This is a genomic window from Nostoc sp. NMS8, from assembly GCF_017115045.1.
In the GTDB taxonomy this organism is placed as follows: domain Bacteria; phylum Cyanobacteriota; class Cyanobacteriia; order Cyanobacteriales; family Nostocaceae; genus Nostoc.
Map to the genome: position 1 here is coordinate 1 of NZ_JABXKK010000107.1, position 15478 is coordinate 15478.

Below are 15478 nucleotides of genomic sequence, written 5' to 3' on the forward strand. Positions count from 1 at the left end.
CTATCTCTTTACATTACCGTAGTTTGTGGTTCAATTACCTGAAAATTGCTGTAAGAACAGTTCTGCTGCTTTTCCCAGCAATGCGACGGGATTTAGGAGCGTGGAGTCCTTGGGGGAAATACTTGCGTTTACGGCAGCAAATCGATCAACTCATCTACGCCCAGATTCAAGAACGCAAAGCACAACCCGATCCATCTCGGACTGATATTCTATCTTTGATGATGGCTGCTCGTGATGAAGCGGGAGAGCCGATGACAGACTTGGAATTACGTGATGAGCTAATGACCCTATTAGTGGCGGGTCACGAAACTACTGCAACTTCCTTATCATGGGCACTGTACTGGATTCATCATGTACCACAGGTGCGTGAAAAACTGCTACAAGAACTAGATAAGTTGGGTGAACAACCAGATCCAAACGCTATTTTCCGATTGCCTTATTTGGATGCTGTCTGTTCTGAAACCCTACGTCTTTATCCAGTAGCAGTATCAGCACTGAATCGAGTGGTCAAATCACCGCTACAAATTGGAGAATACAACTTTGAGCCTGGGACTTTGCTCAATCCCTCTATTTATTTGACCCATCATCGAGAAGATTTATATCCACAGTCGAAGCAATTTAAGCCGGAGCGTTTTCTAGAACGGCAATTTTCTCCTTATGAGTATTTACCCTTTGGTGGCGGAAACCGTCGCTGTATTGGAATGGCATTTGCCTTGTTTGAGATGAAACTAGTGTTGGCAAAAGTGCTATCTCAGTGGGAGATGGAACTGGCTGATAGTAAACCAGTGCAGCCAGTACGTAAAGGCTTGCTATTTAGTCCAGCAGGTGGTGTGAAGATGGTAGTGAAGGGGAAGCGTCTTCAAAATCAGGTAGTTCGAGAGACTAGTTTTGTTTAGAAAGTTTCAGAATGCGATCGCCAGCTAGGCATATACCATGAAAGATGTTGCAAGTCTAGTAGATGAAATTATTAGAGGAAAATGTTATAACTCGCTTTCCGCGTCGCTATCGTGGAGATAAAGAAAAATTTTCCTTGCTTGAAACCCCTGACTTTAGGCATGGGGTATTCTGACTCCTGACTCCTTGTCATGAATTATTTTCATTTACCACTTGGCTGCCATGACTGCGGGGATCATCTTGACTAGCAGTTGGTGCTACTGGGGCTGAAAACTTGGAAACTTTGCCACTAGCTTGAGCATAGGGGAGAGACGAACCAGTAACCAAAGCCTCTAAGTTGCTAGCCATAATCGTCCGGGGTTGATCGCCGATGGCTTGGGCTATGGTTTCTCCTTGCTGACTCAAAAATACAAAATGGGGAATCCCATCTACCCGATATCTCAGCATTTCCGGCAGCCACTTGGTATTATCCACATTCAGCATGACAAAATTCATCTTGTCAGCATACTCTGTTTCTAGTTGAGTGATATCTGGTGCCATTTTCTGGCAGACAGTACACCAATCAGCATAAAACTCTACTAGAGATGGTTTGCCGTTACTGATTGCTACTTCCAACGGTGTGGAAGTCTCGCTTAAGTTGGCTAGAGTTGCCGAGGTTATTTCAGTTCGCAATCCTAAGACGAGGCAAACGCTAAGTGCGATCGCTACCATTACAATTAAGAAGTTTCTCAAACGCTTTCCGAACGTGGATTCAGGTTTTTCGGGAGAATTAACAGGTGAGTCAGTACTCATAACAGGATTATTAAAACTTATTAGGCAATTTCCTCTTTAGTTTAGCTGACTCCAACTACTGTTTAACGTTTCGCAAAAGTCCCCACCCTCTCTGCGAGACGCTACGCGAACAACTTTTAGTAGGGTGAAGATAGGAAGCATTGGTGTCAACTTCAGCTGAAACTCCTTTAAAACCTCGTTTCCAGCCTCCGGCTAGAAATGCTGCTCCTGGCGGCTCTGCCGCTAGTAAGAGAGGGGGAGCCTCAACGACGAGCATTCCCAGTGGGAGACTAGGAACGAGGCAAAACCGTATTGCGACCAATATTAGCCGTTAGCGGGACGTTTAACCCTTAATTTTGAATTTTGAATTTTGAATTGATTTATAAATGTACCACCTGCATCCTTCACAGTTGATTTAGTAATGGGATTGAGACCGTTGGACAATGCTTTTTATATTCAAAATTCACCATCCCCAATCCTAAAACAACTATCAATGCCCAACTTAACGCGCCTAGAAAAAATAATCTTTGAAATCTAGCTACTTTTTGCTCTTGAACTAGTCTAGCTTTAACTTCTTTAGCTCGTTCTGCTTCTAGCCAAGTCTCAACTTGTCGCCGATCAAACTCTTGGCTAGCAGCTAAAAACTGATAATCCAAATCACTCAAGCTTTTACCTTGTGACCAAACTAGAGCTTCAAGTAAAGCTTTCCCGCGCAATAGTCGCGAATTATCATGATATTCTGAGGCTACCCAAGCATTTAATGTTTGGGAGTAGGGTCGTAATTTTGCTAATTGTTTTTCTACCCAAGTTTGGTTGAAAACCTCTTCATAGATACGGTTCTTGACTTTTAGTTGCCCTTGCTGCTTGGTTACTAATCCCGACAACAGCAGTTCTATTTCCTCTTCTCCATCATCACAAGCTATCTGAATCCCTTGTAAGACTTGCTGGTACAATCCCAGCAAACCTCCAGCACGTTGCTCATTTCTCAGCAAGCGATCGCGGATTGTTTTTAAATGCTCTGGATCATCTTTTGCTTCCCATTTCTCTATAATATGCGTTTGCACTAATTTTTCTAAAATCAACAAGGGAAATTGGTAAAAAAAGTTGATAAGATGTTGATTAATAATTGGTAAATGGTTATCTAATTTATAACGATCGTCAACTTCTAGACTTCTTTGTTCCTGAATATCCTTATTTCCAGAGTTTCTTTCTTGTACCACTATTTGACAGAGCTTTTGAGTGAGAAATGGCTGACCATTTGTCCAAGATAAAATTTCTTTAATAACTGCCATCGGATTAGCTATTTTACTACCTAAACCTGCTGCTAATGGCTGAACTTCTGATAAATTAAACCCGTGCAGTTCAATAGATTTACCTATATTAAATGGAGTACAGTTTCGATCGATAATCAAATCTGAAGGTGTTGCTACTCCAAATAGTGCCCAAGTTAAGCGGTTATATTCTGAGTTTTCTGCTCGTTGATTGTAGCATGAGCGAATTAGGGTAAAAAAATCGACTACAGGGAAATTCAAACCTAAAACGCTATCAATTTCATCAACAAAAATAAATATTTTTTCAGTCTGGATTTGCACTAATAAAATATCTTCAATAAATTGGCTTAATCGCTGTAATATAGGTAAATCTTCTCGCTCTGCCCACCAGGCTTTGAAATTAACTTTGTTAAATAGATTAAAGCTCCTTAATAAATCAACTACGATGCCTTTATACCACTGAGCAGGAGTAATATTGCCATTGCCGATTCGAGTCATGTCGATAGAAGCACAACTGAAGCCTGCTTGTTCTAATCGATGTCTTATTTGTAATCGCAAGCTAGACTTTCCCATCTGTCGGGAACTAAATACATAACAAAATTCACCTTTCATTAGATAATTATAAAGTTCAATATCAGCCTGCCGTTCTACATAGCTAGGAGCATCAATTTTGAGACTACCACCAATTTGATATTCATACTTATTCATAGCATTTAGATTAATTGCTCTCGGAAATATAACCGATATAACTCACAGCTAGGCATTGCCTGATTTCCTTCCAGTTTTACCAGACCCATATTTTCTAATTTATAGGCTGCGATCGCTTCTAATTGCACACTGGTTGGAGATGTAACTACTCGTTTGAGCGCTGTCGCTAGTTCAAGATGTTCTTGGAGATTAGTTAGATGCTGCCGTAAATAGTTGCTATAAATGCCTGCTATTGTGGGAGCTTCTTCTAGTAGTTGTTCTAGAGTTATTGCTTGATATCCCAGGTTGTAAAGAGCCAGACGAGCTAGATAGGGATGACCACCAATCATTGCTCGTAGAGGAGCCAGCTTTTGCAATCCTTTCTCGCCTTTAGCCCAATCCAATTCATGACGTACTGCCAATTCTTGCATTTGCTCTAAACTAAATTCTGGTAACTTAATCGGTAGCCCTACATTGAAAGGGGATTGATTAATATCTAACGGGATATAAGCTTCAGTGGCATGAACTACTACTAATCGAAGTTTTTGCCAGATTTCTAATTCGGAAGCATCCTCATACCAAGAGCGCAGTAGTGGGAGAAAGTCGCGAGAGATTTCTGGATACTCGAAAATTCGATTTACTTCATCCAAAGCTAAGACTATCGGAGCGTCAATTTTCTCCAGCAAATACTCCTGTAAATACAATGTGCAGCTAACTTTGCTGCCAATATCATCATCCCAATAATCATCTAGTCTGATTTCTAGGTTCAACTGCCGACTGACGTTAGCACAAAACCATCGTAAGAATTTTTCTAAGCTAGTGAAAACTTGACTATCTGCCCTTTGTAAACTGATCTGTACAGTGTGTACTCCAGTTTTTTTAGCATGAGTCAGAATTCTGTGCATTAGAGAGGTTTTTCCCATTTTACCGGGGGCTTTGATTCTGATTAGGCTACCAGGTTTCTTGATTTCGGTATATGTGCGTTCTTCAATTGGCGGACGCTTGATGTAGAAAGAGGAATTAAGCGGTACTGAACCACCAGGAAGTTCTAAGGAGTCGGGATTAAGAACTGAAGTTTTTCTCTTGTCTTGCTTTCCCATAATCAAAAAAGACCCTGATATCCCACTATGATTAGAGAGAATCTCCAGTGGCTTTTTCCCTCTGCTCATTTGCTGAGACTGCCTCAAGACTGCTGGCACACTTTGTAGCTTTTCTAACAAAACTCCACTTTGCGATCGCCGTCTTAAAACTGACCGAAAATTACTTTTTGTTACCTCCTCCCCAAAAGCTTGTGAAAGTAACTTCCATAACTTAGAACCCACATCTTTGATATAATTTGCATCATAACCGCAGCTTTCGGCGATATCTGGATAAGTTTGTCCTTCCCAAGCTTTACGAAAGACTATTTCCTGAACATCACTTAAGCCATGTTCAAGAAATGTGTCTAAAGTTGCTAGTGCTTCTTCTATATTCATTAGTAAAAATCATAAAGTTTCTTTTAAATAAAACTTTAGCGGAATTATTTATATTTTTTTCCTTATTTTCTTAAATTTAAACACTCATAGAAATTTACAGCAGTTTTCATTTGTCCCCTAGTGCGTAGTTTCTTAACTTAAAAATAGCTATAATTGGTATTAATTTGATTTCAAGCCGACATTCTCAGGTGTTGGGAACTGGACACTGGGTAAAAAATCTCTTTAAAGCTTCTTTCCAAGACTCTACGCCTAGTAAGCTGTTGTGATTATAGTTTGCACATTGAGGCGGCAGGGGAGCAGGGTGCAGGGAGCAAGGGAGAGGATTTACAGGTTTTGCCTAATCATGCTTGTGATGCAATTTGCAGGCGCAACAGCTTATTCTCTAAGGAAGGATACGACTTCGCTAATCCACATATTTATCTTCCTAGTCGCTAGTCTCCAGCCCCAATTCAATTTTCTCTCGTTGTATGAAACAACCTTAGATTTTAGCCTAAGAGTTCCTACAACGACTCCGCAGGAGTTAGAAAATTGATAAAGTCAAGCTAAGAAATTGAGAATCTTGTTAGTAATATGTTGCTACCCTAGATTATGCAGGTGTTCCTGATATACTTCCGGTGTATTAATGTCTAATAGCACAGCCGGATTATCAAATTTAACTTGATGAATTACTGGATAAAATTCTTTGATGATTTGGCGTAAACCTAAGTTTTCTTCACGGATATTTTGTAAGTGCGATCGCATCCCATTACTAAACAACAATGGATGTCCTATTTTACCTTGATATGTCGGTGCGGTAATCACTGCTGAATTGTCTTGGTGTGCTAATAGTAATCTCTGGTAAATATCTGATTTTCTAGGTTGATCGACTGCTGAAATTGCTAAGACTTCAAAGTGTGGGGGAATATATTGCAACCCTGTGAGCAGAGAAGTTGTTTTACCGAAATTGGTATGAAAGTTAATTACAGCTAAACTGCCATCAGGCAAATCTTTTTGTTTATTGCTATTGTGTGAACCTAAAACTACTACAGGGGTAAAACCTACACTTAACCACTGTTCTAGTTGATAAGTTAATAATGTTTTACCTTCATGCCAAGGGAGTGAAGTTTTACAAGTACCCATACGAGTAGATTTACCTGCTGCGAGAACAATTGCAAAGTTACTACTCAGGTATCTGACTTCTTCAAAAAATCGGGTATCTAAATCCAGCTTAGGGAAATTCTCATAAATCAAGAGCTTAACCTCGTCCGACATAAATTTTAATATATTTAGTCATGCTTTTGTCACAATTTTGCAATAACTTTGTCAACATGACGTGTGATGCTATAGCTCTGGCTTCGGAAGTAGTCTTATACTCAACCCACACGCCAGAATCTACCGAGGAGAATCACTTCAGGCACAGGCCCTTATGAAGATGACTCTTCAAATCAAAATTGCAAAATTTCATATAGTTTAGAAGGAACAAGAAGATGAATTGGAAAGTACTTGCTTTACTCCCTGCTCTAACTCTAGCTACTGCTTTGCCTGCTTTCTCTTTAAGCAATCATAAAAGTCAAAATCCGGCTACTGCTACCTACGTCGCCCAAAGTACTCCGCAAAAAAAGACGATTAAAAAAACTAATGCTGTTGCCAAGCAAAAGTCCAGGACTATAGCAAGGCGTAGTAATGTTCTGACAGTAGGTAGTCGAGGAGAGACAGTAAAAACTGCTCAGAATTCTTTAAAGCAGCAAGGATTCTATACAGCAAGTGTGAGTGGTGTGTTTGATAACAAGACTCGTGCAGCAGTAATCAAATTTCAGAAGTCTAAAGGATTAAGAGCAGACGGAATAATTGGGCGCCGGACTTTAGCAGCTCTTAAATAAAATGGTTGACTAAATATCCTCATTACTGAAATACCTTAAACACAAAAGACATCTCCGAAAAAGAATGTAGAGACGTAGCATTGCTACGTCTCTACTAGGGTTCTGGGTAACGCATCTTTAATTTCTGGAGATGTCTAAAAGGCTAGGAATAAATTCTACAGCGGTTTTCATTCACGTGAGGTAAATCCGTAGGGGCAATACCCTGCGGGAAGCTGCTTTACGTCTACATGAATTGCCCCTACACCTTGCGATATAATTTTGTACCGCATTTGAGTGGGAACCGCCATAGCCTTAAAATAGTAACCCAGCTTTTTCTATCTCAATATTAAAATGCCTGCGATATACCCGCAGGCATTTTAATATTGTACTAACTACAGTGGCCTACACCAACGCGAATCCTCGACGGGATTCCCGCCGATTTTCGTTGACTTTTAACTTTTGACTTCCGCCTTGCGGTACTAGGTGATTACAGTTGGCTGTTCTCGTCCTGTCAATTCGCGGATCTGGGCTATCTCCTCAACAATAGTGATTAAAGGAGCAAGTGCTTGCTGTGGATCGAGGTCATGTTTGGCGGGATCTGGCTCGTAGCTTTCTAGGTAAACTCTCAGAGTCGCACCTTGAGTACCAGTACCAGAAAGTCGCACCACAATGCGGGAGCCATCGGTAAAGCCAATGCGAACACCTTGTTTTTCGCTAATACTGCCATCAACAGGGTCGGTATAACTAAAGTCATCACTGTATTCAACTTGATAGTTACCGAACTGCTTGCCTTTAAGGTTTGGTAGTAAAGAACGCAGTCTTTCGATTAAGGTATTGGCTGGTGCTGTCTCTATCTCTTCATAGTCATGGCGGGAGTAATAATTGCGTCCATAAGTCTGCCAGTGTTCCCGTACAATCTGCTCAACAGATTGCTGCCGGACTGCTAGGATATTCAGCCAAAAGAGAACAGCCCATAGCCCATCTTTTTCGCGGATATGATTAGAGCCAGTACCAAAGCTTTCTTCACCGCAAAGAGTAGCTTTACGTGCGTCTAAAAGATTGCCGAAAAACTTCCAGCCAGTGGGAGTTTCATAAGATTCAATGCCAATTTGAGCCGCAACTCGATCTACTGCTTGACTAGTAGGCATCGATCGCGCTACCCCTGCTAAACCCGAACTATAACCAGGAACTAGCTTGGCGTTTGCGGCTAACACTGCGAGGCTATCGCTAGGAGTGACAAAGAACTTACGCCCTAAGATCATATTGCGATCGCCATCTCCATCAAAAGCTGCTCCAAAGTCGGGCGCATTCTCGCCGTACAAAATATCCACCAAATCATGGGCATAAACCAGATTTGGGTCAGGGTGTCCGCCCCCAAAGTCTTCTAGAGGTGTACCATTTTGCACAGTTCCCACTGGTGCGCCCAAACGTTGCTCGAAAATGGCATGGGCATAAGGGCCAGCCACCGCATGTAAGGCATCGATGCTAATCCGAAAATTTCCGCTTAACAGCTGGTGAATGCGATCGAAATCAAATAGCGACTCCATTAATTCTTGATAATCATGTACGGAGTCAATCACCTCAATTACCGTCTCTCCCAAATGTGACTCACCCAAGGTTTCTATATCTACATCTGGCGCTTCCAGAATTTGGTAGCTATCAATTACTTTAGTGCGATCGTAGATCGCTTCTGTCACCTTTTCCGGTGCTGGGCCACCGTTACTAATGTTATATTTCACACCAAAGTCACCATTTGGCCCGCCCGGATTATGACTAGCAGACAAGATGATGCCGCCAATAGCTTGGTACTTGCGAATAATAGCGGAAGTTGCAGGAGTAGACAAAATCCCCTTTTGACCAACTTTAATCCGCCCAATGCCATTAGCCGCCGCTATTTTCAAAATGATTTGAATGGCTGGGCGATTGTAATAACGCCCATCACCACCGACAACTAAGGTTTGTCCCCGCAAATCCCCGACAGAATCGAAGATGGATTGGACAAAATTTTCCAGGTAGTGGGGCTGCTGAAAAGCCTTAACTGCTTTTCGCAGCCCAGAAGTACCAGGCTTTTGATCGCTTAAGGGTGTAGTAGAGACTTTACGGATGCTCATAGATAATCTTTAACAAGGCATTTTTCTCTTACAGCTTTGCATAAGTTTGTTACAAAAAAAATTGCCGCGCATTAAAGCTTTAGACATTGACCGAATTCAAAAAGAGAGAGGCAGGAGGCAGGAAGAATACTGTCCGTGGTTCGCGCAACATCTCCGATGGGAGAAGCGCTGCGCTATCTTCTCAAGTACTGTGTTGACCCCAGCATTTTGATTCTAGACAAAGGGTGCTAGCTAGATGACTATTTTGGGAATTCTAATATCCAGAAGATAAGGGTAGGATTTATGGTATGAGAGCGATCGCTTTTTTATTCACAAGTGGGTTCTTAACTCAAGGAATACTGTTACTTGCGATACTCCTTTGGAGTCGCTGCGCGATCGCTCAGGTGACATCTGATCACACCCTCAGTACTACTGTCTCTCAAAGTGGTAATAACTTCACCATTACTAACGGCAATGCCGCCAATAGTAATCTTTTTCACAGTTTCCAGCAGTTTTCGGTTCCTACTGGCGGTTCAGTTACCTTTAATTTAACGAACACGCCCAACATTTCCACCATCTTTAGCCGTGTGACTGGCGGTAATATATCTCACATTGATGGCTTAATTCAGACAATTAATAGCAACAATCCTATTAGTATGTTCTTGATCAACCCTAGTGGGATAATTTTTGGAGCTAATGCCCAACTGAACATCGGCGGTTCATTTATTGGTACAACTGCCAACAGTATTAAATTTGCCAATGGGGTTGAATTTAGTGCCATTGATTCTCAAGCTTCCCCGCTGTTGAGTATCAATGTTCCCATTGGGTTGCAACTGGGCAATAATCCCGCATCAATCACCGTTCAAGGCACTGGACACTCCTTGAGCAATAATAGTGGACTGACTCTGGCTCCCCTGGCTCGAATTCCCAGTGCGACAAAACTGCAAGTACAGCTGGGAAATACCCTAGCTTTAGTGGGTGGCGACTTATATCTAAATGGGGCAACCTTGAGCGCTGAAAGAGGGCGAGTTGAATTGGGTAGTGTAAGGGGTGCAGGATTGGTCAACTTGATGCCAACCGTACAAGGTTATACATTGGGATATGGCGATGTACAAAGCTTTGGCGATATTCAACTGGCACAGCGATCGCTATTAGATATCAGCGGGGTGAATGCAGGCTCCGTGCAAATTCAGGGTAGGCAGATTCAATTTACCGATGGCTCTCTGGTGCTGGCGCAAAATTTCGGCAATCTCCCCGGCGGTGACATTCATTTTCAGGCTACGGAAGCCATTGATTTGATTGGTACAACAACTGATGGCACAATTTTAAGCGGGGTACGTAGTGAAGCTTTGGGTATCGGAGCTAGTGGGAATATTAGCGTCGTTACTCCCCAGCTAACCCTTAAGTCGGGAGCAGGGTTGAATAGCACAACCCTTGGAAAAGCTTCCAGTGGAAATATTCACATCAATGCAACTGCGATCGATCTATCTGGCTTCTCACCCATCAATCCTGCTAACGTTACCACCATTAATACTGCCACATTAGGCACTGGAAATGCTGGTGATGTTTTCGTCAATGGCAATAGTCTACTAATATCAAGCGGTGCCTCACTGTCTTCGGTTACTTTTGGCAGTGCTGCTACTGGTAAAGTGACGATTCGCAACACCAACACCACAGTGATTGGAGAAAGCCCCTCTGGAATTTATAGCAACATTAGCTCAATTACATTTGCGACCGGAAGTGCCAAAACCTTGACGCTGAATACTGCCAAATTGCAAATTCTGGATGGGGGAGCAATTGCCGCCACCGCATTTTTTGTCGGAAATGGGGGAGATTTGAGCATCAATGCAACTGAATCGATCGCCATCAGTGGTCAAGGTCGGGCAAGTAATAGTAGTATTAACGCCTCCACCCTCCGACCCGATCCGTTATTGCGGCAGCGATTTGGTCTGCCAGATATACTCACAGCCAATGCTGGTACTGTAAGCATTACCACACCGAAGTTAACGCTGACGGATAGCGGGACAGTCAGTGTCACCAGTCAAGGCAGTGGAAATGGTGGCAATATTAACATCAATGCAGATACCATCCAATTAAAGGATCGGGGGTTTATCCAGGCACAAACGGAATCTGGCAATGGTGGCAATATTGCATTGTCCGCCAGCAGCCTGTTGTTTCTACGGGACAATAGTCTGATTTCATCAACAGCTGGCGGCTCAGGGAATGGGGGTAATATTAGCATCAATGTACCCATCATCGCCGGCTCAGAAAATAGCGATATTATTGCCAATGCGGTGCGAGGCAAGGGTGGTAATATCCAAATCACCACACAAGGCATCTTTGGATTAAAATTCCGCGATCAACTCACCCCTGACAATGATATTACGGCGAGTTCACAGTTAGGTGTGAATGGGAATGTCCAAATCAATAGCATTGGGATCGATCCAAATTCTGGCTTAGTAGAACTGCCAGTAAATGTAATTGATCCATCGCAGCAAATTGTCACAGGCTGCGCCAGCAATCAAGGCAGTCGTTTTGTGGCAACGGGACGGGGTGGTGTGCCGCAAAATCCCAATCAACAAGTTATGAGCGATCGCACTTGGTCTGATATCCGCGATCTCTCTGCATACCGGAAAACGGGTGAGAACAATGCTCAAATACCTTCATCACCAGAGGTTATCATTGAGGCTACAACTTGGCATCGCAACGCCCAGGGGAATATTGAGTTAATTGCAGATAAATCTTCTGGTCAGGTGCAACAACGATTAACTTGTGCTGCGCTTAAGAGGAGTTAATTTTTTGCGGCTAACGGTCTAATTCCCCAAAGCGATCGCGATACTGCTGAAGCAACGCCTGCATATCCTGCAATTGTTGTTCCGCCTGTTCAGCCCGTTGACGTTCTTGTTCAGCCCGTTGCTCCAACTCAACTGAACTCAAGAATTGCCGCCCATCTGGTCGATAAATCACCAGTTCATGGTTGCCCACTGCAAACCGAATTCCCAACAGAGGACTTGTCCATCCATCGATCTGAGCAATTGGTAGTAACTGTTCACCAAGACGGCGCCAACCTTTGAGTTCGTAGCGGTCTGGGTCATACTGATAGTATTCTTCCACACCATAAGTTTGGTAAAACTCTAGCTTGCGTTCCATCTCATTTGCATTGTTGCTGGGTGAGAGAATTTCCCATACCACTTGTGGGGCAATATTGTCTTCCTGCCACTGTTTGTAAGACCCGCGCCGTCCCTTCGGTCTACCAAACACCACCATTGTATCCGGTGCAACTGGTGAGATTAAGCGCGATTTTACCGGGAACCAGAGCAAATCTCCCGCTACAAACACGTTAGGTTCGTTAGCAAATAAAATTTCCAGATTTTCTTTAATTAGGACGATCCAACGAAATTGTTCGGTATTGTCTGCCATTGGTTTACCGTCGCTATCGGGGAAATCTAAATCTGCATTGCTGCGAAAGAAGGTGGTCATGTCGCTTCGCTCCGAATTCAAAATGACGCTCGCGGACTCGCTAACGCTACGCTAACAAAATTCAAAATTAATGGGCAAGTAAATGGACTTCGTATTTCTCTCTACGAGACGCCAAGGGCGATCGCGCTGTGCATCTCGAAACCGTAAGGGCGCACCATTGCTGTGCCTCTACCGCGTGGTCTATTTACCTGAAAATAGCTGTAACCCGGAATGACACAGTATTTTAATTGTACGCTATCGCTCATTCACTGATAGCTGGCATTATAAGTTGGGAATTATACATAAATATAGTCATTTTATCAATACTTGTGCTGTGACTAATCTTGAAACAAACTGCTCAATAATAAGTAATTATCTATGGCTTTTGGAATTAAACAAACTCGTTGGCTATATGTCAGCTTCAGTATTTTAAGTTTGTGTTTAGCATTGAACATTACACCTGTAAAAGCATTTCCACCAGCAACAACCCCAGTTATCTCTTCTCCCCAGTCTACCAATTGGCTAGAACAGGGACGGAACCTCTACCGTTCAGGACGCTTTACAAAAGCTGTGACAATTTGGCAAAGGGCAGCACAACAGTATCATACCCAAGGCGATCGCCTGAACGAAGCTCTAAGCTGGAGTTACCTTTCACTAGCGCAACAAGAACTTAATCAATGGCCAGCAGCCCAACAATCTATTGAGCAAAGTCTGAAATTGTTGCAAACCTCCATTCCCTCTGCTGATGCTGTTCTTTGGGCACAGGTACTCAATACCCAGGCAAATTTGCAATTGCACACTGGCAAAGCTGAAACCGCTCTGGAAAATTGGCAACAAGCTCAAAAATTTTATGAGCAAGCAGGCGACACAATCGGAAGCTTGGGTAGTCAAATCAACCAGGCACAAGCTTTACAAAGTTTGGGATTTTACCGTCGTTCCAAACAACAATTAGAGGTGCTGACTCAAAAACTCCAAGGGATGCCGGATAATGAAATCAAAATTAGCGGATTGCGATCGCTTGGTCTAGCTCTGCAAATAATTGGCGACTCTAGTAACAGTAAACTGGTTTTAGAGCAAAGTTTAGCGATCGCGCGCCAAATTTCAGCCCAACCGCAGTTAAGTTCTATTCTTCTCAACCTGGGCCAAACTGCCGTTAACTTACAAGATCCAGAAGCAGCATTAGATTACTTTGAACAGGCTCAACTCTTAGCGACAAATCCCAGCGATCGCTTACAAGGACGTTTAGCTCAGTTCAAACTTTTTCTCGATTACAACAAACCGGAATTTGCTATCCCGCTTGCACCTCAACTACTCCAACAACTCCGGGAACTACCCCCCAGTCACACCTCCCTCTACGCCGCAATCAATTTTGTGGCTACTCTCAATCGCCAGTCAAATCCTGAGCAAATCCTACCCCTGAAAGATTTGGCGCAACTGATGGCAGTCACACTCCAGTCTGCACAAGAAATCCAAGATGCTCAAGCCCAAGCATACACGCTGCATCAGTGGGGAAAACTCTATCGTCGTACACAGCAGGTATCTGAAGCACAGGAGTTAACCCAGAAATCTCTCGATATTGCCCATCAACTCCAAGCTAACGATATCATTGCTCAATCTGCTTGGCAGATGGGACAGTTGTATAAACAACAAGGCGATCGCTCCCAAGCAATTACCGCCTATACAGAAGCAGTCAATGCTTTAAAGGCGCTGCGGGGGGATTTGGTAGCTATCAACCCTGATGTCCAATTCTCTTTTCGCAGCAGTGTGGAACCTATCTACCGAGAATTGGTTGATTTACTTTTAGACAATCAACCGAGTCAAGCAGCACTAATGCAAGCTCGTGAATTAATTGAGGCACTCCAAATTGCCGAACTCGATAACTTTTTTCGAGAGGCTTGTTTAGATAAAACTGAACAAATTGATCGAGTTGATCCCAATGCAACGGTTGTTTATCCCATCATCTTGCCAGATCGTTTAACAGTAATCCTCTCGAAAGCCGGACAACCACTCCGTTCTTATGTAACTCACAAATCTCAAACTGAAATTCAGCAGACTCTAGATAACTTTTTGGTTGCTCTCAACCCTGTCTCTGATTCCAAAGATCGGAATCGATTGTCCCAACAGATTTATGATTGGTTGATTCGTCCAGCAGAAGTAGATGGAGCATTCATTGATACTAAGACATTGGTGTTTGTTTTGGATGGTCGGTTGCGGAATATTCCCATAGCAGCTTTGTATGACGGTAAAGAATATCTCATTGAGAAGTATGCAGTCGCCCTCTCACCAGGATTGCAATTAATGACGACGCGATCGCTTCATCAAAATCACATCACTGCGATCGTGGGTGGCATTAGCCAAGCTCGTGCAGGCTTTAGTGCTTTACCTGCTGTGGAATCAGAAGTGAAACAAATCTCTAAGGCGATGTCCTCCTCTCTGCTGCTAAATCAGGGATTTACCAGTCAAGCCCTTGCAGAACGGGTGAAGTATAGTAGCGCAGATATTGTCCACCTTGCAACCCACGGACAGTTTAGTTCGCGCCTTGAAGATACCTTTTTGCTAACTTGGGATGGAGAAGTCAACGTTAAAGAGTTATCTGAACTTCTGAAAAGTCGGGGTAGCGATCCATCGAAAGCCATCGAGTTGCTGGTACTAAGTGCCTGTGATACCGCAGCAGGAGACGATCGCGCTGTCCTGGGACTAGCAGGCTTGGCTGTCAAATCTGGCGCTCGCTCAACTATCGCCACCCTATGGCCCGTTAAAGATCGGGCAGCCGCCATGCTTATGACTCGCTTCTATGACCAACTGCGACAGCCTAAAATCACTAAAGCCGAAGCCCTAAGACAAGCACAAATTAGCCTAATCCGCCAAACGGATTTCCACGATCCCTTCTTTTGGTCTGCCTTTGTTTTGATTGGAAACTGGATTTAAATAAGTAACAACACGTATTATGTTACAGAAAATACATACTATTTTTACAGTGATTTCGCTAATTT

11 protein-coding genes are annotated in these 15478 nt (G+C 43.1%); 4 read left to right on the forward strand and 7 right to left on the reverse strand.

Annotation, left to right across the window (positions count from 1 at the left end; all coding sequences use genetic code 11):
- On the forward strand, window positions 1-896 hold an 896-nt coding region (locus HWQ39_RS28605), incomplete at its 5' end, for a cytochrome P450 (RefSeq protein ID WP_292852993.1).
- Between the two features lie 187 nt (window positions 897-1083).
- Here HWQ39_RS28605 and HWQ39_RS28610 read toward each other — a convergent pair.
- From HWQ39_RS28610 to HWQ39_RS28625, 4 genes are all read right to left on the reverse strand, one after another.
- The gene (locus tag HWQ39_RS28610; protein ID WP_292852996.1) at window positions 1084-1686 is read right to left on the reverse strand and encodes a thioredoxin family protein; all 603 of its coding nucleotides are present in this window, start codon (window positions 1684-1686) and stop codon (window positions 1084-1086) included.
- A gap of 383 nt (window positions 1687-2069) precedes the next feature.
- The gene (locus tag HWQ39_RS28615; RefSeq protein ID WP_292852998.1) at window positions 2070-3644 is read right to left on the reverse strand and encodes an AAA-like domain-containing protein; all 1575 of its coding nucleotides are present in this window, start codon (window positions 3642-3644) and stop codon (window positions 2070-2072) included.
- 5 nt (window positions 3645-3649) lie between these two features.
- Window positions 3650-5098, reverse strand: coding sequence for an AAA-like domain-containing protein (locus HWQ39_RS28620; protein WP_292853000.1), 1449 nt, complete (start codon window positions 5096-5098; stop codon window positions 3650-3652).
- Window positions 5099-5674: 576 nt separating this feature from the next.
- Window positions 5675-6349 (reverse strand): nucleotidyltransferase family protein, encoded by a 675-nt coding sequence (locus HWQ39_RS28625; RefSeq protein ID WP_292853003.1) that lies wholly within the window; start codon window positions 6347-6349, stop codon window positions 5675-5677.
- A 215-nt stretch (window positions 6350-6564) separates the two neighbouring features.
- On the opposite strand from HWQ39_RS28625, the gene HWQ39_RS28630 reads away from it, so the two are divergent.
- The gene (locus HWQ39_RS28630; protein ID WP_292853006.1) at window positions 6565-6957 is read left to right on the forward strand and encodes a peptidoglycan-binding domain-containing protein; all 393 of its coding nucleotides are present in this window, start codon (window positions 6565-6567) and stop codon (window positions 6955-6957) included.
- Window positions 6958-7415: 458 nt separating this feature from the next.
- Here the strand turns inward: HWQ39_RS28630 and HWQ39_RS28635 are convergent, their stop codons facing one another.
- A complete protein-coding gene (locus tag HWQ39_RS28635; protein ID WP_292853009.1) occupies window positions 7416-9047 on the reverse strand; it encodes an alpha-D-glucose phosphate-specific phosphoglucomutase in 1632 nt (543 codons plus the stop codon).
- 287 nt (window positions 9048-9334) lie between these two features.
- Here HWQ39_RS28635 and HWQ39_RS28640 point away from each other — a divergent pair, with 287 nt between their 5' ends.
- A complete protein-coding gene (locus HWQ39_RS28640) occupies window positions 9335-11821 on the forward strand; it encodes an S-layer family protein (RefSeq protein WP_292853012.1) in 2487 nt (828 codons plus the stop codon).
- A gap of 10 nt (window positions 11822-11831) precedes the next feature.
- On the opposite strand, the gene HWQ39_RS28645 is transcribed toward HWQ39_RS28640, so the two are convergent.
- Both HWQ39_RS28645 and HWQ39_RS28650 read right to left on the reverse strand, forming a co-directional pair.
- Window positions 11832-12506, reverse strand: a complete 675-nt coding sequence (locus HWQ39_RS28645; protein WP_292853015.1) for a Uma2 family endonuclease — start codon at window positions 12504-12506, stop codon at window positions 11832-11834.
- A gap of 101 nt (window positions 12507-12607) precedes the next feature.
- Window positions 12608-12751, reverse strand: coding sequence for a hypothetical protein (locus tag HWQ39_RS28650; protein ID WP_292853017.1), 144 nt, complete (start codon window positions 12749-12751; stop codon window positions 12608-12610).
- Window positions 12752-12863: 112 nt separating this feature from the next.
- Here HWQ39_RS28650 and HWQ39_RS28655 point away from each other — a divergent pair, with 112 nt between their 5' ends.
- Window positions 12864-15413: a CHAT domain-containing protein gene (locus tag HWQ39_RS28655; RefSeq protein ID WP_292853020.1), complete on the forward strand. Its 2550-nt coding sequence runs from the start codon at window positions 12864-12866 to the stop codon at window positions 15411-15413.
- Window positions 15414-15478: the final 65 nt, after the last annotated feature.

Coding starts and splice junctions, on each gene's coding strand:
- HWQ39_RS28610 (WP_292852996.1), bottom strand. CDS start 1,686: ATGAGTACTGACTCACCTGTTAATTCTCCCGAAAAACCTGAATCCACG.
- HWQ39_RS28615 (WP_292852998.1), bottom strand. CDS start 3,644: ATGAATAAGTATGAATATCAAATTGGTGGTAGTCTCAAAATTGATGCT.
- HWQ39_RS28620 (WP_292853000.1), bottom strand. CDS start 5,098: ATGAATATAGAAGAAGCACTAGCAACTTTAGACACATTTCTTGAACAT.
- HWQ39_RS28625 (WP_292853003.1), bottom strand. CDS start 6,349: ATGTCGGACGAGGTTAAGCTCTTGATTTATGAGAATTTCCCTAAGCTG.
- HWQ39_RS28630 (WP_292853006.1), top strand. CDS start 6,565: ATGAATTGGAAAGTACTTGCTTTACTCCCTGCTCTAACTCTAGCTACT.
- HWQ39_RS28635 (WP_292853009.1), bottom strand. CDS start 9,047: ATGAGCATCCGTAAAGTCTCTACTACACCCTTAAGCGATCAAAAGCCT.
- HWQ39_RS28640 (WP_292853012.1), top strand. CDS start 9,335: ATGAGAGCGATCGCTTTTTTATTCACAAGTGGGTTCTTAACTCAAGGA.
- HWQ39_RS28645 (WP_292853015.1), bottom strand. CDS start 12,506: ATGACCACCTTCTTTCGCAGCAATGCAGATTTAGATTTCCCCGATAGC.
- HWQ39_RS28650 (WP_292853017.1), bottom strand. CDS start 12,751: ATGAGCGATAGCGTACAATTAAAATACTGTGTCATTCCGGGTTACAGC.
- HWQ39_RS28655 (WP_292853020.1), top strand. CDS start 12,864: ATGGCTTTTGGAATTAAACAAACTCGTTGGCTATATGTCAGCTTCAGT.